Annotated in this window: 13 protein-coding genes; 9 read left to right on the top strand and 4 right to left on the bottom strand. The window is 72.8% G+C overall.

Annotation, left to right across the window (positions count from 1 at the left end; genetic code table 11):
- The first annotated feature begins 109 nt into the window (after positions 1 to 109).
- Together ACF1BH_RS05200 and hflX are read left to right on the top strand one after the other, a co-directional pair.
- On the top strand, positions 110 to 1,648 hold the full coding sequence (locus ACF1BH_RS05200) for a M1 family metallopeptidase (RefSeq protein ID WP_391641054.1): 1,539 nt from the start codon (positions 110 to 112) through the stop codon (positions 1,646 to 1,648).
- A gap of 250 nt (positions 1,649 to 1,898) precedes the next feature.
- Positions 1,899 to 3,383, top strand: a complete 1,485-nt coding sequence (gene hflX, locus ACF1BH_RS05205; protein WP_391641055.1) for a GTPase HflX — start codon at positions 1,899 to 1,901, stop codon at positions 3,381 to 3,383.
- A gap of 79 nt (positions 3,384 to 3,462) precedes the next feature.
- On the opposite strand, the gene ACF1BH_RS05210 is transcribed toward hflX, so the two are convergent.
- Positions 3,463 to 4,683 (bottom strand): trypsin-like serine peptidase, encoded by a 1,221-nt coding sequence (locus ACF1BH_RS05210; RefSeq protein ID WP_391641056.1) that lies wholly within the window; start codon positions 4,681 to 4,683, stop codon positions 3,463 to 3,465.
- Positions 4,684 to 4,948: 265 nt separating this feature from the next.
- On the opposite strand from ACF1BH_RS05210, the gene ACF1BH_RS05215 reads away from it, so the two are divergent.
- The 5 genes from ACF1BH_RS05215 (at position 4,949) to ACF1BH_RS05235 (ending at position 13,214) form a co-directional block, all read left to right on the top strand.
- On the top strand, positions 4,949 to 6,328 hold the full coding sequence (locus tag ACF1BH_RS05215; RefSeq protein WP_391641057.1) for a diaminobutyrate--2-oxoglutarate transaminase family protein: 1,380 nt from the start codon (positions 4,949 to 4,951) through the stop codon (positions 6,326 to 6,328).
- A gap of 70 nt (positions 6,329 to 6,398) precedes the next feature.
- Entirely contained in the window at positions 6,399 to 8,318 is a 1,920-nt protein-coding gene (locus ACF1BH_RS05220; protein ID WP_391641058.1) for an IucA/IucC family protein, read from the top strand.
- A 149-nt stretch (positions 8,319 to 8,467) separates the two neighbouring features.
- On the top strand, positions 8,468 to 9,139 hold the full coding sequence (locus tag ACF1BH_RS05225) for a GNAT family N-acetyltransferase (RefSeq protein ID WP_391641059.1): 672 nt from the start codon (positions 8,468 to 8,470) through the stop codon (positions 9,137 to 9,139).
- A 164-nt stretch (positions 9,140 to 9,303) separates the two neighbouring features.
- On the top strand, positions 9,304 to 11,196 hold the full coding sequence (locus ACF1BH_RS05230; protein ID WP_391641060.1) for an IucA/IucC family protein: 1,893 nt from the start codon (positions 9,304 to 9,306) through the stop codon (positions 11,194 to 11,196).
- Between the two features lie 41 nt (positions 11,197 to 11,237).
- Positions 11,238 to 13,214 (top strand): ATP-dependent DNA helicase, encoded by a 1,977-nt coding sequence (locus ACF1BH_RS05235; protein ID WP_391641061.1) that lies wholly within the window; start codon positions 11,238 to 11,240, stop codon positions 13,212 to 13,214.
- Between the two features lie 82 nt (positions 13,215 to 13,296).
- On the opposite strand, the gene lexA is transcribed toward ACF1BH_RS05235, so the two are convergent.
- The gene (gene lexA, locus ACF1BH_RS05240) at positions 13,297 to 14,097 is read right to left on the bottom strand and encodes a transcriptional repressor LexA (protein WP_030288183.1); all 801 of its coding nucleotides are present in this window, start codon (positions 14,095 to 14,097) and stop codon (positions 13,297 to 13,299) included.
- Positions 14,098 to 14,799: 702 nt separating this feature from the next.
- Between lexA and nrdR the strand changes: the two genes are divergently transcribed.
- Together nrdR and ACF1BH_RS05250 are read left to right on the top strand one after the other, a co-directional pair.
- Entirely contained in the window at positions 14,800 to 15,327 is a 528-nt protein-coding gene (gene nrdR, locus ACF1BH_RS05245) for a transcriptional regulator NrdR (protein WP_384601943.1), read from the top strand.
- Positions 15,328 to 15,447: 120 nt separating this feature from the next.
- Complete coding sequence (locus tag ACF1BH_RS05250) at positions 15,448 to 18,312, top strand: vitamin B12-dependent ribonucleotide reductase (RefSeq protein WP_391641062.1); 2,865 nt, start codon at positions 15,448 to 15,450, stop codon at positions 18,310 to 18,312.
- A gap of 244 nt (positions 18,313 to 18,556) precedes the next feature.
- Here the strand turns inward: ACF1BH_RS05250 and ACF1BH_RS05255 are convergent, their stop codons facing one another.
- Both ACF1BH_RS05255 and ACF1BH_RS05260 read right to left on the bottom strand, forming a co-directional pair.
- Entirely contained in the window at positions 18,557 to 19,267 is a 711-nt protein-coding gene (locus ACF1BH_RS05255; RefSeq protein ID WP_391641063.1) for a TerD family protein, read from the bottom strand.
- 135 nt (positions 19,268 to 19,402) lie between these two features.
- On the bottom strand, positions 19,403 to 19,990 hold the full coding sequence (locus ACF1BH_RS05260; protein ID WP_391641064.1) for a TetR/AcrR family transcriptional regulator: 588 nt from the start codon (positions 19,988 to 19,990) through the stop codon (positions 19,403 to 19,405).
- Positions 19,991 to 20,009: the final 19 nt, after the last annotated feature.

Here is a 20,009-nt window from a genome sequence, read left to right on the forward strand (position 1 = left end):
CCGCCGCACGCCTGCGCATACGGGCCCCGGCGCGCCGTCCACCGTCCGTTCGGGTGCCAGGGGGGAGAGCCGCCACCGGGGGAGCGGGCGGCGCTGGTAGCCGTGGTCCATGCCGCTCACCCCTTACCTCCGGTACCTCCGGCGCCGTCCGCGCACGGCCCGCCCCGAGCCGTCGCCGCGCCCCCGGGACGGCGGACGCGCCGCGCGCCGTGGCCGCCGCGCCACCGCCCTCGCCCTGGCCGCCGTCGCCGCCCTCGGCGCCGCCGCACCCCCGGCGCCCGGCCCCGAGGGCATCGGGGACCGGCTCTTCCCGCAGCTCGGCAACCCCGGCTACGACGTCCTCGCGTACGACATCGCCCTCGGCTACAGCGGCCACAACGACCGGCCGCTCCCCGCCGTCACCACCGTCACGGCCCGCGCCACCACGGCGCTCGACCACCTCAACCTCGACTTCGCCCGCGGCACCGTCTCCTCCGTCACCGTCGGCGGACTCCCCGCCCGCTTCGCCCGCCGCGGCGAGGACCTCGTGATCACCCCCGCCGTGCCGGTGCCCGCGGGAGCGCCGCTGCGGATCGTCGTCCGCCACACCAGCGACCCCCGGGGCGCCGCCGACGGCGGCTGGATCCGCACCCCCGACGGCCTTGCCATGGCCAACCAGGCCGACGCCGCCCACCGGGTGTTCCCCTGCAACGATCACCCCTCCGACAAGGCGTACGTCACCTTCCACCTCACCGCGCCCCGCGGCGTCACCGCGGTCGCCGGCGGGGTGCCCGTCCCGGGCGGCGAGGACGGGCCCCGCCCGACCCGCACCTTCCGCTCCGTCCACCCCGTGGCCACCGAACTGGCCCAGGTCTCCTTCGGGAAGTCCGCCGTCCTCACCCGCCGGGGGCCGCACGGCCTGCCGGTGCGCGACGTGGTGCCCGCCACCGCCCGCGCCGCCATGGAGCCCTGGCTCGCCCGCACCCCGGCCCAGATCGCCTGGATGGAGCGCCGCGTGGGCCGCTTCCCGTTCCCGCTCTACGGGCTGCTCATCGCCGACACCCGCACCGGCTTCGAGCTGGAGACCCAGACCCTCTCCCTCTTCGAGAAGGGTCTCTTCACCGAGGACCACCGGCCCTCCTGGTACGTCGAGTCGGTGATGGTCCACGAACTGGCCCACCAGTGGTTCGGCGACAGCGTCAGCCCCCGCCGCTGGTCCGACCTCTGGCTCAACGAGGCCCACGCCACCTGGTACGAGGCGCTCTACGCCGAGGAGAGGGGCGGCCGCGGGAAGGCCGCCCTGGCCGACCGGATGCGCCGGGCCTACACCGAGTCGGACGGCTGGCGGGCCGACGGCGGGCCGCCGGCCGCGCCGAAGCGGCCGGTCGCCGGGCAGAAGATCAGCATCTTCCGCCCGGTTGTCTACGACGGCAGCGCGCTGGTCCTGTACGCGCTCCGCCAGAAGATCGGCCCGGCCGCCTTCGACCGCCTGGAGCGCGCCTGGGTCCGCCGGCACCGCGACGGCAACGCCTCCACCGCCGACTTCACCGCCCTCGCCTCCGAGATCTCCGGCCGCGACCTCTCCGGCTTCCTCCATGCCTGGCTGTACGACAGGAAGACCCCGCCGATGCCCGGCCACCCGCAGTGGAAGTCCCGGCGCGTCACGTGACCGCCCCGTGCACGGCGCACGGGGCGGGCCCGCCGCCGGATCCGCCGTACCGCCCCGGTGTGCGCCCGTCCGCCGGGAATCGCCGGAAACACCGGGAAACTCGCGTGACGGCCCCCACCGCCCGTGCGACCATCGACGGGTCGACTCCGGCGGCCGGGAATCTCCGGCGCGGTCCGGACGTTGTCACCACCGAAAGTCCCAGCGCGGCCGACCGGCCTCCCGAGGACTTCCCGACGACACAAAGGATCAAATGACCTCCTCTTCTCTTCCTGCGGACCGCCAGCGCCTCCCCGAGAGCCTCCGGGCCGACGCCCTGATGGAAGAGGACGTCGCCTGGAGCCACGCGGTCGACGAGGAACGTGACGGCGAGCAGTACGACAGGTCGGAGCGCGCCGCCCTGCGCCGCGTCGCCGGACTGTCCACCGAGCTCGAAGACGTCACCGAGGTCGAGTACCGCCAGCTCCGCCTGGAGCGTGTGGTGCTCATCGGCGTCTGGACCTCGGGTACCGCGAGCGATGCGGAGAACTCCCTCGCCGAGCTGGCCGCCCTCGCCGAGACGGCCGGCGCCCTCGTGCTCGACGGCGTCATCCAGCGCCGCGACAAGCCCGACCCGGCCACCTACATCGGCTCCGGCAAGGCCCTGGAGCTGCGCGACATCGTCCTGGAATCCGGCGCCGACACGGTGGTCTGCGACGGTGAGCTCTCCCCGGGCCAGCTGATCCACCTCGAGGACGTCGTCAAGGTCAAGGTCGTCGACCGCACCGCGCTGATCCTCGACATCTTCGCCCAGCACGCCAAGTCCCGGGAGGGCAAGGCGCAGGTCTCGCTGGCGCAGATGCAGTACATGCTGCCCCGGCTGCGCGGTTGGGGTCAGTCGCTGTCCCGGCAGATGGGTGGCGGTGGCTCCGGTTCGGCGGGCGGCGGTATGGCCACCCGTGGTCCCGGTGAGACCAAGATCGAGACGGACCGGCGCCGGATCCGCGAGAAGATGGCGAAGATGCGCCGGGAGCTCGCGGAGATGAAGACCGGCCGGGACATCAAGCGCCAGGAACGCCGGCGCAACAAGATCCCCTCGGTCGCCATCGCCGGTTACACCAACGCCGGTAAGTCCTCCCTGCTCAACCGCCTCACCGGCGCCGGTGTCCTGGTGGAGAACGCCCTGTTCGCCACCCTGGACCCGACCGTCCGGCGCGCCGAGACCCCCGGCGGGCGGCTCTACACCCTCGCCGACACCGTCGGCTTCGTCCGGCACCTGCCGCACCACCTCGTCGAGGCGTTCCGCTCCACGATGGAGGAGGTCGGCGACTCGGACCTGATCCTGCACGTCGTCGACGGCTCGCACCCGGCGCCCGAGGAGCAGCTCGCCGCCGTCCGCGAGGTCTTCCGCGACGTCGGCGCGGGCGACGTCCCCGAGATCGTCGTCGTCAACAAGGCGGACGCCGCCGATCCGCTGGTCCTCCAGCGGCTGCTGCGCCAGGAGAAGCACGCCCTCGTGGTCTCCGCCCGCACGGGCCAGGGCATGGCCGAGCTGCTGGAACTGCTCGACGAGGAGATCCCGCGCCCCGAGGTCGAGATCGAGGCGCTGGTCCCCTACACGCAGGGGGCGCTGATCTCCCGGGCGCACGCCGAGGGCGAGGTCATCTCCGAGGAGCACACCGCGGACGGCACGGTCCTCAAGGCCCGCGTCCACCAGGAACTCGCCGCCGAGCTGCAGCCGTTCGTCCCCGCCGCCTGACCGGCGCCGGTACGCACGCCGAAGGGCCGCTCCCCCGAGGGGGAGCGGCCCTTCACGCTGCCGGGACGTCAGGGGCGGATCAGCCCCTGGCCGCCCAGCGCTTGCTCATCGCGTCGAACATGTTCCGGGCCTCGGGGCCCAGGTGCGGACCGGCCGCCCACTTGGCCGGACGCGGACCCATCGACATGTTGGAGATCAGCTCCGGCTGCCCGTCGGCACCCTTCGCGAACCAGGGACCACCGGAGGAACCACCGGTCATGGTGCAGCCGATGCGGTACATGGTGGGCTTGACCGCGTCCATCGACAGACGGGTCGGCCGGTCGGTGCACTGCTCCTGGAGCGCACCGTCGAACGGCGCCTCCGCCGGGTAGCCCTGCGCCGTCAGGCTGGGGATCTTGCTCATCGCGGGCGCGTTGAAGTTGACGGTGTACGCGCCACCGGCCATCTCCTCCAGCGACTTGCCGCTGGTGCCCTCCTCCGGCTTCACGTGCATCAGCGCGAAGTCGTACGGCGCCATCGGGACGCCCGGCACCGCGCCGCCGTCCTTGATCCACTCGCTGGAGGTGGCCATGTCGTCGGCCCACCACTTGCCCGCCGGGACGCGGTCCTCGAACGGCGCGGTCTTCATCTCGGCGGCGGACACGCCGTTCCGGTTGAAGTTCGGCACGAACATCATGTTGCGGTACCAACCGCCGTTCTTACCGGCGTGCACACAGTGCGCGGCCGTCCACACCAGGTTGGACTTGCCGGGGTGCGCCGGGTCCTTCACGACGGTGGCCGAGCACCGCGACTCACCCTCGGGGGTGCTGAAGAGCAGCAGACCCACGCCGGGCGCGGTGGAGGTGTAGGGCGTCCGCACCGCCTGCGCCGGCACCGCGGCCGGCTCCGGGTCGGTCTTGCCCTGGTCCTCGGAGATGTCCTCGGGCTTGCTCGGGTCCTGCGGCGGCTTGACCTTCTCGATCTTGTCCGGGTCCCAGAAGTCCTTGATGATCGGGTTGATGAACTCGCCGGCCTGCCGGAGCCACTTGTCGCGGTCCCAGTTCTTCCACTCGCCGTTCTTCCACTTGTCCAGGTCGATGCCGTGCTTCTTCAGCTTCTCCTGGAGGTCCTGCGGAATCTTGATCTCGGTGCCGCCCGGGGCGTCCTGCGCGGCGGACGCGCTGGCCTTGGCGTCCGCGTCGCCGTCGGGACCGCAGGCGGTCGCGGTCAGCGCCACGACGACGGTCAGCGCGGCGGCCAGGGCCGGGGAACGGCGCGCGCGCGACGTGGTGCGGCGGGCGGGCGGACGTATGGAACGCATGGGTGAACTCCCCCTGAGACATCGAATCTGAGCTGTTGTGGCACACCCCGCGGCTCTTGTCATGAACCCCAAGCCGCCGGACGCAAGCCCCCACTATGCCGGTGCCGAGGGGGACGGCGTTAGCCGGGCCCCCGGTTCCGGCTGGTAAGGATCTTTCCCACGACCGTGATCCCGCGCCGTGAGCGTCGTTGGTACGTACGGGGGAACGCCGGGCCGCCCGCCGGCCCCGCGCGCCGTAGCTCAGCATCCGGAGGACACGACCGACGTGGCGTTGACCGAATCCGTACCGACGGCCCCGCCGCCGGGCCATGAGGGGATCCTGCGACGGCAGGCCCAGCGGGAATCCGCGGCCCGCACCTACGCCCGCTCGCTGCCGATCGTGCCGGTGCGCGCCCGGGGGCTGACCGTCGAAGGGGCCGACGGCCGCCGCTACCTCGACTGCCTCTCCGGCGCCGGGACGCTCGCCCTGGGACACAACCACCCCGTCGTCCTCGAAGCCGTCCGCACCGTCCTCGACTCCGGCGCCCCGCTGCACGTCCTCGACCTCGCCACGCCGATCAAGGACGCCTTCGTCACCGAGCTGTTCGCCTCGCTGCCCGCCGAGTTGGCCGAAAACGCACGGATCCAGTTCTGCGGGCCCGCAGGGACGGACGCCGTCGAGGCCGCTCTCACCCTCGTCCGCACGGCCACCGGCCGGGACGGGCTGATGGCCTTCTCCGGTGCCTACCACGGCATGACGACCGGCGCCCTCGCCGCGTCCGGCGGCGCCCGGCAGACCGCGGTGACCCGTCTGCCGTACCCCTACGACTACCGCTGCCCGTTCGGCACCGGCGGCGCCCGCGGCGCCGAACTCGGCGCCCGCTGGACGGAATCCCTTCTCGACGACCCCAGGAGCGGGGTGTCCGACCCGGCGGGCCTGATCGTCGAGCCGGTCCAGGGCGAGGGCGGCGTGATCCCCGCCCCGGACGCCTGGCTGCGGCGGATGCGGGAGATCACCGCGGCCCGTGGCATCCCGCTGATCGTCGACGAGGTCCAGACCGGCGTCGGCCGCACCGGCGCCTTCTGGGCCGTCGAGCACAGCGGCATCGTCCCCGACGTCCTCGTCCTGTCGAAGGCGATCGGCGGCAGCCTGCCGCTCGCCGTGATCATCTACCGCGCGGAGCTGGACACCTGGCGGCCCGGCGCACACGCCGGGACCTTCCGCGGCAACCAGCTCGCGATGGCCGCCGGACGCGCCACCCTCGCCCACGTCCGCGCGACCGGACTCGACCGGCACGCCGCCGCCCTCGGCGCCCGGATGCTCGCCCGGCTCCGGGCGCTCGCCGCCGCCCACCCCTGCATCGGCGACGTCCGCGGCCGCGGCCTGATGCTCGGCGTCGAACTGGTCGACCCGGAGGGCGCGGCGGGCCCGGCCGGTGATCTGCCCGCGGACCCCGGCCTCGCGGCGGCCGTCCAGCGCGCCTGCCTGGACCGCGGCCTCATCGTCGAACTGGGCGGCCGCCACCGGTCCGTCGTCCGGCTGCTGCCGCCGCTGACCCTCACCGACGAACAGGCCGAAGCGATCCTCGACCGCCTCGCCGACGCCCTGGAGTGTGTCCGCAAGGCCCCGCCCGGTCCGCGAGGCGGCGCCCCGCACGCCCGCTAGCCGCAGCGGTCCGCCCCGCCCCGGGCGGACCGGCACGCCCTCCCCACCCCACACAGTGAGGCACCTCCCCATGACCGAACGCCCCGCAACCGACGGGACGCAGGCCCCCGAGCGCCCCGCCCACCACCCGGACACCTTCGGCCCGGGCGTACCGCGCCAGCAGCAGCGGCACGGCGCCGACGCCGCGCCGTCGCCGGGCGCGGTACCGCACCCCCTCCCCACGGAGCCCGACCCCCTCGACCACCCCGACCCCGCCCGCGCCGCCGACGCCGCCGCCGTCGAGAACCTGCTGCGCTGCTGGATCCGCGAGAGCGGCGGCCACCGCCCGGCCGGCGGCCGGCTGCGCATCCCGCTGCACGCCAGCGCCACCGCCCTGCACGTCCCCGTCCGCTACTGGTCGCCCACCGGCCTGCACCGGTTCGGCGCCCCCGCCCTGGAGGGCGCTCCGGCCGACGCCGCCCCGCTTGACGCGGTCACCCTCGCCGCACTGCTGCGCCGCGAGGCCGCCCACGGCGCGGCCCCGCCCGGTGCCGGCACCGTCTGCGGCGACGGCGCCGACCTCGTCGGCCGGGTCGCCTGCTCCGTCCGCACCACCGCCGTCTTCCTCGCCGACCGCCGCGCCCGCCCCGCCGACGCCGGGCACTCCCGCTTCCTCGACGGCGAGCAGTCCCTCCTCCTCGGCCACCCGCTGCACCCCACCCCCAAGAGCCGCGAGGGCCTCACCGACGCCGAACACCACGTCTACGCGCCCGAGCTGCGGGGCGGCTTCGCCCTGCACTGGATGGCCGTCCACCCTTCGGCCCTCGCCGCCGACTCCGCGTGGACCGTACGCGGCCGGACCGTCCCCGCCGACCGGCTGGCCCACACTCTCGCCGCCGGCGCCCCCACCCCGCCCGACGGCACCGTCCCGCTGCCGCTCCATCCCTGGCAGGCCCGCGATCTCGCCACCCGCCCCGAGGTCGCCGCCCTCCTCGACTCCGGTGCGCTCACCGACCTCGGGCCGGGGGGCGAGACCTGGTACCCGACCTCGTCGGTCCGCACCGTCTGCCGCCCCGGCTCCGACGCGATGCTCAAGCTCTCCCTCGGGCTGCGGATCACCAACTCCCGCCGGGAGAACCTCCGTAAGGAACTGCTCCGCGGCGTCGAGATGCACCGGCTGCTGCGCACCGGTCTCGCCGCCGACTGGCAGGCCGTCCACCCCGGCTTCGACATCATCCGCGACCCGGCCTACCTCGCCGTCGACGGCCCCGACGGCGCCCCCGTCCAGGGCCTGGACGCCGTCGTGCGCCACCACCCGTTCCGCCCCGGCGACGACGCGGTCTGCCTGGCCGGGCTCACCTCGCCCCGGCCCTGGCCCGGCCGCCCCGCGATGCGCTCCCGCCTCGCCGTCCTCGTCACCGCGCTCGGTGCGCGGACCGGCCGGACCCCCGCCGCCGTCGCCACCGAATGGTTCCTGCGCTACCTCGAAGCCGTCGTCCGGCCCGTGCTGTGGCTCGACGGCACCGCGGGCGTCGCCCTGGAGGCCCACCAGCAGAACACCCTGGTCCTCCTCGACGCCGACGGCTGGCCCGCGGGCGGCCGCTACCGCGACAACCAGGGCTACTACTTCCGCACCTCGCGCCGGGACGACCTCACCGCCCGACTGCCCGGTCTCGGCGAGGCCAGCGACACCTTCGTCCCCGACGACGTCACCGACGAACGCTTCGCCTACTACCTCGCCATCAACAACGTCCTCGGCCTCATCGGGGCCTTCGGCGCCGAACACCTGGTCCGTGAGGAGGTCCTGCTCGCCGCCTTCCGCCACTTCCTCGCCGACGCCGCCACGGCGCCCGCGGCCCACCGCTCCCGCCTGCCGGAGCTGCTGCTGACCACCCGCACCCTGCGCTGCAAGGCCAATCTCGCCACCCGGCTGCACGGCCTCGACGAACTCGTCGGCCCCGTCGACACCCAATCCGTCTACCTCGCCCTGCCCAACCCCCTGGCCCCCTAGGGACGTCTTCCCGATCTTCGCGGGGCCGTGACGCCCGACCCCGCGACCACCGGCACACCCCGGGGCGCGCGCACCCGCCACCGCCCCGGCCCGCCCGCCCCGGGGCCGCGTCGATCCGCGGCCCGGGGCCACGAGAGGAGAGCGCCGCCGTGCCACCCACCGAACCCGGCTCCGGCACCACCCCCGTCCGGCAGCTGCCGGACGCCCCGGGGCCGCCCGCCGCACGGCGCCGGGCGGACGCCGGCCCCGCCGGGCCGCTGCTCGACGGGCTCGCCGACTGGCCGCCCGCCCGGACCGCCGAGGGGCCGTTCGCCCTCGTCCCCGTGGACCTCGTCGCCGACCTCGCCCGCATCGCGGCGTGGATGAACGATCCGGCGGTCGCGGCCTACTGGGAACTGGCCGGCCCCGCCGAGGTCACCGCGGCACATCTGCACCCCCAGCTCACCGGCGACGGCCGCAGCGTCCCCTGCCTCGGTGTCCTGGCGGGCGTCCCGATGAGCTACTGGGAGGTCTACCGCGCCGACCTCGACCCGCTCGCCCGCCACTACGCGGCCCGCCCGCACGACACCGGACTGCACCTCCTCCTCGGCGCGGAGCACCGGGGACGCGGCCTCGGCACGGCCCTGCTGCGGGCTGTCGCCGACCTCGTCCTCACCCACCGCCCGCGCTGCACCCGCGTCGTCGCCGAACCGGACGTCCGCAACACCCCCTCCGTCGCCGCCTTCCTCGCCGCCGGGTTCCGCTACGACGGCGAGCTCGAACTGCCCGACAAACGCGCGGCGTTGATGATCCGCGACCGCCACCCCCTCGACCCGCTCTGACCCGGGGCCGTCCACCGGCGGCCCCGTCCCGCTTTCCGGATCCACCCCTCCCGCGCCACCACCCTCCGAAGGAAACGCGCCGCCCCTGACCCACCCCCGACCATCCGGTGACCGCCGGCGTGTCCCCGCCGTGCCGGTGCGGTCCCACAACGAGGAGTCCCGCCGTGACCGCTGAACACCGGCCCGCCGCATCCCGTGCCGCCGACGACGCCCGGCCCGCCCCGCTCCGCTGGCAGCGCGCGGAACGCCGCCTGCTCGCCAAGACCCTGGCGGAGTTCGCCTACGAGGAGATCATCCGCCCGGAGCCCGTCCCGGAACCTGCGCCGGGGCGGCGGCCGGAGCAGGCGGCAGATCCGGCCGCCGCAGGGCCCGCGCCTGCCGTGCCGCGCCCCGCCGACCCCGCCCCCGATCCCGACGGCCACCCCACCCACTACCGGCTGCCCGTCGCCGACGGCCTCGTCTACCGCTTCACCGCCCGCCGCGGCGCGTACGGGCACTGGCGCGTCGATCCCGACTCGCTCACCCCGGACGCCGATCCGCTGCGCTTCCTCGCCCGCGCCCACGACACCCTCCTCGGGCTGTCCGGCGACACCACCGGGCACCTGCTGCGGGAGCTGACCGCCACCCTCGCCGCCGACGCCCGTCTGGACGCCACCGCACTCGGCGTCGAAGCCCTCGCCGACCTGGACTACGCCGCTCTGGAAGGACACCAGACCGGCCACCCCTGGCTCGTCGCCAACAAGGGCCGGCTCGGCTTCTCCGCCCGGGACGCCGCGGAGTGGGCCCCCGAATCCCGCATCCCGCGCCGCCTGCCCTGGCTCGCCGCCCACCGCGACCTCGCCCACTACCGTGGCGTCCCCGCACTGGCCACCCCCGACCGTCTCTACGGCGAGGAGCTGCCCCCCGCCGTCCGCGACCGCTTCGCCGGCGCCGTCGCCGCCGAGGGCCGCGACCCCGCCGACTACCTCTACCTTCCCGTCCACCCCTGGCAGTGGGACGAGACCGTCGCGCCGCTCTTCGCGCCGCAACTCGCCGACAGATCCATCATCGCGCTGCCCACTGACAACGACCTCCGCCTGCCGCAGCAGTCGATCCGCACCTTCCTCAACGCCAGCCGCCCGCACGGCCGCACCGTCAAGCTCCCGCTCTCGATCCTCAACACCCTCGTCTGGCGCGGGCTGCCCACCGAACGCACCGCCGCCGCCCCCGCCGTCACCGGCTGGGTCCACGAGCTGCGCGACAACGATCCGTATCTGCGCGACGACACGCGGGTGATCCTCCTCGGCGAAACCGCCTCCGTCACCGTCCAGCACCCGTTCTACGACCGGCTGCCCGGCGTCCCCTACCAGTACAAGGAACTGCTCGGCTGCATCTGGCGTGAGCCCCTCACCGGCTACCTCGACCCGGGGGAGCGTGCCCGCACCCTCGCCTCGCTGCTCCAGACCGATCCGGACGGCCGCGCCCTGACCGCTGAACTCGTCCGCCGCTCGGGCCTGCCGCCCCGGGTCTGGCTGCGCCGCCTCTTCGCCGTGATGCTGCCGCCGCTGCTGCACTTCCTCTACCGCTACGGCACGGTCTTCTCCCCGCACGGCGAGAACGCCATCGTGGTCTTCGACGAGAGCGAGGTGCCCGTCCGGCTCGCCGTCAAGGACTTCGTCGACGACCTCAACATCAGCGCGACGCCGCTGGCCGAGCACGAGGCGATGCCGGACGAGGTCCGTGAGGTGCTGCTGACCGAGCCTCCGGGGTTTCTCACCCAGTTCATCCACTCCGGGCTGTTCATCGGTGTCTTCCGCTACCTCGCACCGCTCTGCGAGGAGCAACTGGACGTTCCCGAAAGGGAATTCTGGTCCCTCGTCCGGGCGGAGATCCTCCGCCACCACGAACGTTTCCCCGCGCTCAAGGAGAGGCACGCCCTCTTCGATCTGCTCACCCCGCGGATCGAGCGGCTGTGCCTGAACCGCAACCGCCTGTACACCGACGGCTACCGCGACAGTGCCGAACGCCCGCACGCCACGGTCCACGGCACCGTCCCCAACCCCTTGTACGCGCCGTGACGGGGCGGGCTGTCAGTGGTCCCGCGTAGGCTGGCCACGCTATGACGAAGCCCTCCCTCAACGATCTGCTGCACGCCGCCGTCGCCGCCGTCGGCGGCACCGAGCGGCCCGGCCAGGTGGCGATGGCCGAGGCCGTCGCCGAGGCCGTGCACGACCAGTCGCATCTGCTGGTGCAGGCCGGCACCGGCACCGGAAAGTCCCTCGGCTATCTGGTGCCGGCGCTGGCCCACGGCGACCGCGTGGTCGTCGCCACGGCCACCCTCGCGCTCCAGCGCCAGCTCGTCGAGCGTGACCTGCCGCGCACCGTCGACGCCCTCCATCCGCAGCTGCGCCGCCGCCCCGACTTCGCCATGCTCAAGGGCCGCTCCAACTACCTCTGCCTGCACCGTCTGCACGAGGGCGTGCCGCAGGAAGAGGAGGAGGGGCTCTTCGACCCGTTCGAGTCGGCGACGCCCACCAGCAAGCTCGGCAAGGACCTGCTGCGGCTGCGCGACTGGGCGGACGAGACGGAGACCGGCGATCGTGACGACCTGACGCCCGGCGTCTCCGACCGCGCCTGGGGCCAGGTCTCGGTCGCCTCCCGGGAGTGCCTGGGCGCTTCGAAGTGCGCGTACGGCGCGGAGTGCTTCGCGGAGGCGGCCCGGGAGCGCGCCAAGACCGCCGATGTGGTGATCACCAACCACGCCCTGCTGGCGATCGACGCGATCGAGGGCGCGCCGGTCCTGCCGGAGCACGACGTGCTGATCATCGACGAGGCGCACGAGCTGGTCTCCCGGGTCACCGGCGTCGCCACCGGCGAGCTGACCCCCGGGCAGGTCAACCGCGCGGTCCGCCGCGCCGCCAAGCTCGTCAACGAAAAGGCCGCCGACCAGCTGCAGACGGCGGCCGAGACGTTCGAGCGGCTGATGGAGCTGGCGCTGCCCGGCCGCCTGGAGGAGATCCCGGAGGATCTCGGCTACTGCCTGATGGCGCTGCGGGACGCCGCCCGTACGGTGGTCTCCGCGCTGGGCTCGACGCGCGACAAGAACGTCCAGGACGAGGACGCGGTCCGCAAGCAGGCCCTCGCCTCGGTGGAGAACGTCCACGCCGTCGCCGAGCGCATCGCCAACGGCTCCGAGTACGACGTCGTCTGGTACGAGCGCCACGACCGTTTCGGTGCGTCGTTGCGGGTGGCGCCGCTGTCGGTCTCCGGGCTGCTGCGCGAGAAGCTCTTCGCGGACCGTTCGGTGGTGCTGACGTCCGCCACCCTGAAGCTGGGCGGCGACTTCAACGGCGTCGGCGCGTCCCTGGGCCTCTCCCCGGAGGGCGTGCGGGAGGAGGACGCCCCGGTCTGGAAGGGGCTGGACGTCGGTTCGCCCTTCGACTACGGCAAGCAGGGCATCCTCTACGTCGCCAAGCACCTCGCGCAGCCGGGCCGGGAGGGCAGCCGGGACGACATGCTCGACGAGCTGGCGGAGCTGATCGAGGCGGCCGGCGGCCGGACGCTGGGCCTGTTCTCGTCGATGCGCGGGGCGCAGGCGGCGGCCGAGGCGATGCGCGGCCGCCTCGACATGCCGGTGCTGCTCCAGGGCGAGGAGACCCTGGGCGAGCTGATCCGTACGTTCGCGGCGGACGCCCGGACCTGTCTGTTCGGCACGTTGTCGCTGTGGCAGGGCGTGGATGTGCCGGGCCCGAACTGCCAGCTCGTGGTGATGGACCGGGTGCCGTTCCCGCGTCCGGACGATCCGCTGATGAGCGCCCGCCAGAAGGCGGTGGAGGAGGCCGGCGGCAGCGGCTTCATGGCGGTGGCGGCGACGCATGCCGCGCTGCTGATGGCGCAGGGCGCCGGACGGCTGGTCCGGGCGACGGGGGACCGCGGCGTCGTCGCCGTTCTCGACCCCCGGCTGGAGCGGGCCCGGTACGGCTCGTTCCTGCGGAAGTCGATGCCGGACTTCTGGTACACCACCGACCGCAATCAGGTGCGCCGGTCGCTCGCGGCCATCGACGCGGCGGCCCGGGAGGCGGAGAGCGGCGCGTGACGCCGCCCGACGGCGGTGTCGCCGGGCAGCGCGGAGCCCCGGAACCGGCGCAGTGGTCCCGGGGCTCGCTCGTGGGGCGAGGTCAGACCCGCCGCAGGACCGCCACGACCTTGCCGAGGATGGTGGCCTCGTCGCCCGGGATCGGCTGGTAGGCGGCGTTGTGCGGCAGCAGCCACACATGGCCGTCCTCGCGCTTGAAGCGCTTGACGGTGGCCTCGCCGTCCAGCATCGCGGCGACGATGTCGCCGTTCTCCGCGACCGGCTGGCGGCGGACGGTGACCCAGTCGCCGTCGCAGATCGCGGCCTCGATCATGGAGTCGCCGACGACCTTGAGGACGAACAGCTCGCCGTCACCGACCAGCTGCCGGGGGAGGGGGAAGACGTCCTCGACGGACTCCTCGGCGAGGATCGGTCCACCGGCGGCGATCCGCCCGACGAGCGGGACGTAGGACGCCGCGGGCTTGCCTGCCGTCTCCGTGGCCGCGCTGCTGGCCTGGTCGGAGCCGCGGACCTCGTACGCCCGGGGGCGGTGCGGGTCGCGCCGCAGGAAGCCCTTGCGCTCCAGGGCCATGAGCTGATGGGCGACGGAAGAGGTGCTGGAGAGCCCGACGGCCTGGCCGATCTCCCGCATCGACGGTGGATATCCCCGGCGCTGGACGGAGTCCCGGATGACCTCGATCACGCGGCGCTGGCGATCGGTCAGCCCCGAGCTGTCGGCCCGGATCCCCGGCGGCCGTCCCGGCAGCGCACGGGTGGGCTTCTGCTCCGCAGCATCCGGCGCGGCGTCGTCCATCGGTGTGCTCCGTGCCACTTGAGGGTGTTCGAACCGGCTCTGGGAGTGGCTCTGTGCGGTGATGGTCGCGCTGTCTGCGGTGGTGGTCACGTCGGCCCCTCTCGGAATGTGCTCCCTAGTTAGCCAACGGTAGTTGCTTTCGAAAGGTTGCGCCAAACACACGTTCGAGTGAAAATCAACGAATCTGCTGACTCGCTCGCGTGTCTGGTGTATAGAGCGGAAACCCGAACGGTGATTCGGCCCCGACGGGCGGTGCGCCGTGCCTCCCGCGTACCCCGTCGCACTCGGAAAGACCGGCAAATTCTCGGTGCGGCGCCGCCGGGACGTCGGCGGGTGAGGCGGCCTCTGCCGGTATCGCCCGCGACGCGGAACCCGAAGGCCGCTTCGCTCCGTATTATCCCCTTCGGCCCCGGCGTGCCCGTAGCGGGGGCCGAAGGGGCGGGGAGGGGCGTTCGGATCGCGCCCTCCGCCCGTGCGCCGCCTGCGGATTCCGTCATTCCGGCCCCTGCGGGCCGCCTCGCGGCAGGCTTCCCGTACGCTCGTAGGTGACCCCGACGGCCCGCCTCCACCGCGACACGCGGTAGGCGGCTATGTGCGTCCAGACACCACATCTAGTGCTTGTATGGCGCCGACCACCTACAAGTTGTGGTGTCTGGTCCGGCGGGCCCCCGCGGATCGCCTATGCTGGTGACTGCTCCGAGGGCCTGGAAGGGCCCTCGTGGGGCCGATCAGCCGTACGCGGGCTTCCGGTGACGTACGTCCGCGCAGTTCCGAGGTGAGGAGGGTGGAGCCATGCACTGCCCCTTCTGCAGGCACTCGGACAGCAGGGTCGTCGACAGTCGCACCACCGACGACGGCACATCGATCCGCCGCCGTCGCCAGTGCCCCGACTGCTCCCGCCGTTTCACCACCATCGAGACGGCGTCCCTGACGGTGATCAAGCGGAGCGGGGTCACCGAGCCCTTCAGCCGCACCAAGGTCATCGCGGGCGTGCGCAAGGCGTGCCAGGGGCGGCCGGTCACCGAGGACGCCCTCGCCAAGCTCGGCCAGCGGGTCGAGGAGGCGGTGCGCGCCACCGGCAGTGCCGAGCTGTCCACCCACGACGTCGGGCTGGCCATACTGGGACCGCTGCGGGAACTCGACCTCGTCGCGTACCTGCGTTTCGCGTCCGTGTACCGGGCCTTCGACTCGCTGGAGGACTTCGAGGCGGCCATCGCCGAGCTGCGTGAGCAGCGCGAGCAGGGTCCGCCCGAGCGGGAGTGCGGGGCGGACGGCGGCGATGCCGCGTCCGTTCCCGAGCCCGCCACCGCCGCCGACTGAGCGCGGCGCGATCACACCTGACCGGGGCGCGTGCAGGCGCTCCGGCCCCAGAACGACAGACACTGTGCCACGGGAAGAAGTGTGCACATATGGGCGTTTTCGCCCGTATAGGGAGGCGGAATGACAGAGACGACGAGCGGCCCGGCACGCGGCTCCCGCGCCAAGGGCAGCAAGGCGAGCAAGGGGCTGCGTATCGAGCGCATCCACACCACCCCCGGCGTGCATCCGTACGACGAGGTGGAGTGGGCGCGTCGTGACGTCGTCATGACCAACTGGCGCGACGGCTCGATCAACTTCGAGCAGCGTGGCGTCGAGTTCCCCGAGTTCTGGTCGGTGAACGCGGTCAACATCGTCACCAGCAAGTACTTCCGTGGTGCGGTCGGCTCGCCGACCCGAGAGTCGAGCCTGCGGCAGCTGATCGACCGCGTGGTCAAGACGTACCGCAAGTCCGGTGAGGACAACGGCTACTTCGCCTCCCCGGCGGACGCCGAGATCTTCGAGCACGAGCTGGCGTATGCCCTGCTCCACCAGGTCTTCAGCTTCAACTCGCCGGTCTGGTTCAACGTCGGCACCCAGCAGCCGCAGCAGGTCAGCGCCTGCTTCATCCTCTCCGTCGACGACTCCATGGAGTCGATCCTCGACTGGTACAAGGAAGAGGGGATGATCTTCAAGGGCGGTTCCGGCGCCGGTCTGAACCTCTCCCGCATCCGCTCCTCCAAGGAGCTGCTCTCCTCCGGCGGCAACGCCTCCGGTCCGGTCTCCTTCATGCGCGGCGCCGACGCGTCCGCGGGAACCATCAAGTCGGGCGGCGCCACCCGCCGCGCCGCCAAGATGGTCGTCCTCGACGTCGACCACCCCGACGTCGAGGCCTTCATCGAGACCAAGGTGAAGGAGGAGGAGAAGGTCCGCGCGCTGCGCGACGCCGGCTTCGACATGGACCTGGGCGGCGACGACATCACGTCCGTCCAGTACCAGAACGCCAACAACTCCGTCCGCGTCAACGACGAGTTCATGAAGGCCGTCGAGACCGGCTCGAAGTTCGGCCTGCGCGGCCGGATGAACGGCGAGGTCATCGAGGAGATCGACGCCAAGGGCCTGTTCCGCAAGATGGCCGAGGCCGCCTGGGCCTGCGCCGACCCCGGCATCCAGTACGACGACACGATCAACCACTGGCACACCTCGCCGGAGTCGGGCCGGATCACCGCCTCGAACCCGTGCAGCGAGTACATGCACCTGGACAACTCCTCGTGCAACCTCGCCTCGCTCAACCTCATGAAGTTCCTGCGCGACGACGACCAGGGCAACCAGTCGTTCGACGCCGAGCGCTTCGCCAAGGTCGTCGAGCTGGTCATCACGGCGATGGACATCTCCATCTGCTTCGCCGACTTCCCGACGGAGAAGATCGGCGAGACCACCCGCGCCTTCCGCCAGCTGGGCATCGGCTACGCCAACCTCGGCGCCCTGCTGATGGCCACCGGCCACGCCTACGACTCCGACGGCGGCCGTGCGCTCGCCGGTGCCATCACCTCCCTGATGACCGGCACCTCCTACAAGCGCTCCGCCGAGCTGGCCGCGGTCGTCGGCCCGTACGACGGCTACGCCCGGAACGCCGACGCCCACAAGCGCGTCATGCAGCAGCACTCCGACGCCAACGGTGCCGCCAAGCGCATGGACGACCTGGACACCCCGGTCTGGGCCGCGGCGACCGAGGCGTGGCAGGACGTGCTGCGACTCGGCGGGAAGAACGGTTTCCGCAACGCGCAGGCGTCCGTCCTCGCGCCGACCGGCACCATCGGCCTGATGATGGACTGCGACACCACGGGCGTCGAGCCGGACCTCGCGCTGGTCAAGTTCAAGAAGCTGGTCGGCGGCGGCTCCATGCAGATCGTGAACAACACGGTCCCCAAGGCGCTCAAGCGGCTCGGCTACCAGCCCGAGCAGGTCGAGGCGATCGTCGCCCACATCTCCGAGCACGGCAATGTCATCGACGCCCCCGGTCTGAAGCCGGAGCACTACGAGGTCTTCGACTGCGCCATGGGCGCCCGCTCGATCTCGGCGATGGGCCACGTCCGGATGATGGCCGCGGCGCAGCCCTTCCTGTCGGGTGCGATCTCCAAGACCGTGAACCTGCCCGAGACGGCCACCGTCGAGGAGGTCGAGGAGGTCTACTACGAGGGCTGGAAGCTCGGCCTGAAGGCGCTCGCGATCTACCGCGACAACTGCAAGGTCGGCCAGCCCCTCTCCGCCAAGAAGAAGGAGGAGGAGAAGAAGGCCGAGCCGGTCGCCGAGAAGAAGGTCGTCGAGTACCGCCCGGTCCGCAAGCGCCTCCCGAAGGGCCGTCCCGGCATCACCACCTCCTTCACCGTCGGCGGCGCCGAGGGTTACATGACCGCGAACTCCTACCCGGACGACGGTCTCGGCGAGGTCTTCCTGAAGATGTCCAAGCAGGGCTCGACCCTCGCGGGCATGATGGACGCCTTCTCCATCGCGGTGTCGGTGGGTCTGCAGTACGGCGTGCCGCTGGAGACCTACGTCTCGAAGTTCACCAACATGCGCTTCGAGCCGGCCGGTATGACGGACGACCCGGACGTGCGGATGGCGCAGTCGATCGTCGACTACATCTTCCGCCGCCTGGCGCTGGACTTCCTGCCCTTCGAGACCCGCTCCGCGCTCGGCATCCACTCCGTCGAGGAGCGCCAGCGTCACCTGGACACCGGTTCGTACGAGCCGTCCGAGGACGTGGACGTCGAGGGCCTGGCGCAGTCCGCACCGCGTCAGACCGAGGCGCCCGCCCCGGCGGCCCCGGCCGCGGAGGCCGAGGCCCCGGCGCCGAAGAAGCAGGCGCACACCAACGCCGAACTGGTCGAGATGCAGCTCGGCATCAACGCCGACGCCCCGCTCTGCTTCTCCTGCGGGACGAAGATGCAGCGCGCGGGCAGCTGCTACCTCTGCGAGGGCTGCGGCTCGACCAGCGGTTGCAGCTGAGAACGGGCGGACGGCATCGGACGCCGCGGTGAGCGTCCGGTGCCGTGGCCACTGATCCGCAGGTGAGAGAGGGAGCCGACCCCGTGTCGGCTCCCTCTCCGCCGTTTCCGCCGCGAGATGCCCGCGGTACGGATCGCCCGTGGGGTGGTGCCGACCGGGTTCGCCGCCGGTTTTCAGGGTCGCCGGGCCGCAGGTCCGCCGCGCCGGCGCCGGCCTCCGGTGCGGCTTCCCGGCGGCGCTGCGGTCAGCCGCCCATCAGGGCGGTGAAGGCGTTCGGCTCGGCGTCGAAGCCGCGCAGTCCCTTCTGCAGGCGCCACTCGCCGTCGGTGTCGCGGGTGAACGCGGCGACGACGGCGGACGTCGACGGGGCGACCGAGGCGAAGTCGTCCCGGACGAGATCGGTGTAGCCCTCGCGGATCTGGACCTCGGTGTGGGGCACCTCGCCGAAGGTCTTGCGGCCGCCGCTCTGCTGGATGACGACGCCCACGACGACCCGGGTGTAGCGCTCCGCCAGGCGCTCCAGCTCCAGTGTCATGACCTCGTCGGAGCCGAAGCCCTGGCCGGTGCGGCTGTCGCGGTTGAGGGTGATGGTGCCGTCGGGGGAGCGGCTGTCGAAGTGGACGAGGTAGACGGGCTTGTCCGTGGGCGTGTCCGCCTCATAGGTGGCGGCGATCAGGTCGAGGTCGTTGTCCGGCTCGCCGACGGGGCTGGGGTCCCACTTGAGCGTGACCTCGACCTTCTCGATGCCTTTGTTGAGCGTGCTCACCGGGCTTGTCCTTCCGTCGCTTTCCGTCTCACCGCACGCGCGGAACGGCTCCGCGCGCGACCGGCTGCCCTTCCCGGCCCGGGTGGTGAGGCGTACGGCCGGTGGCGGGCAGCCGCGGAGCGCCGGGCGGTCGCCCGTGGTCGTGCGGGCAGCGCGCCGTAACACCCCGTTGGATGTCCATGGTGCCACGGCGGTGTGTCATCGCGGCGTGGCGAACTGTGCCTGTGGACAACTGCGTTGGTCGGGAAAGTGGCCGGATCCGTTGCCCCGTAAGGGTGTTGGGGCGGGGTCCGCGGTGGCGCGGTCCCCGGTGTGCACCCGGTCTCACTGCTGCGGCTCGCCCCACAGGCGGCACAGGTGGTGGTCCAGGACGTCCAGCGCGGCGGCGGGCGAGATGTGGTCGATCAGTACATGGGTGGTGAGGCCGTCGACGAGGGCGAGGAGGGTGCGGGCCTCCAGGGAGGCGTCGGCCTCCGGCGCCGCCTGGGCGAGGAGCGCGGTGAACGCCTCCTGGAGCGCGGTGTAGTTGGCGCGCAGGATCTCCGCCAGTGGACGGCTGACGGTGGCCTGGGCGAGGAAGGCGAGCCAGACACGGGCCTCGGCCCGGTGTTCCTGCCGCAGTAGGGAGAGTTCGGTCGCGGCGTGCCCCAGTGTGGTGCGCGCCGACTGCGCGGGGGACTCGGAGATGCGGGCGGAGACCCGGGTGGTGACGCGTTCGCCGATGTAGGTCAGGGCGAAGGTGAGCATCTCGTCCTTGGTGCGGAAGCAGCGCTGGACCGCCCCCATGGAGACGTCCGCGCGGGCCGCGACGTCCCGCAGGGTGACCCCCTCCAGGCCGCGTTCCTCGGCGAGTCGGCAGACCGCGTCGGCGATCTGCCGGCGTCGGCCCTCGTGGTCCACCAGCTTCGGCATGGCACTCCGTTTATCCGAT

Origin of the sequence: Streptomyces sp. NPDC014733, from assembly GCF_043083385.1 — a bacterium.
Classification (GTDB): Bacteria; Actinomycetota; Actinomycetes; order Streptomycetales; family Streptomycetaceae; genus Streptomyces.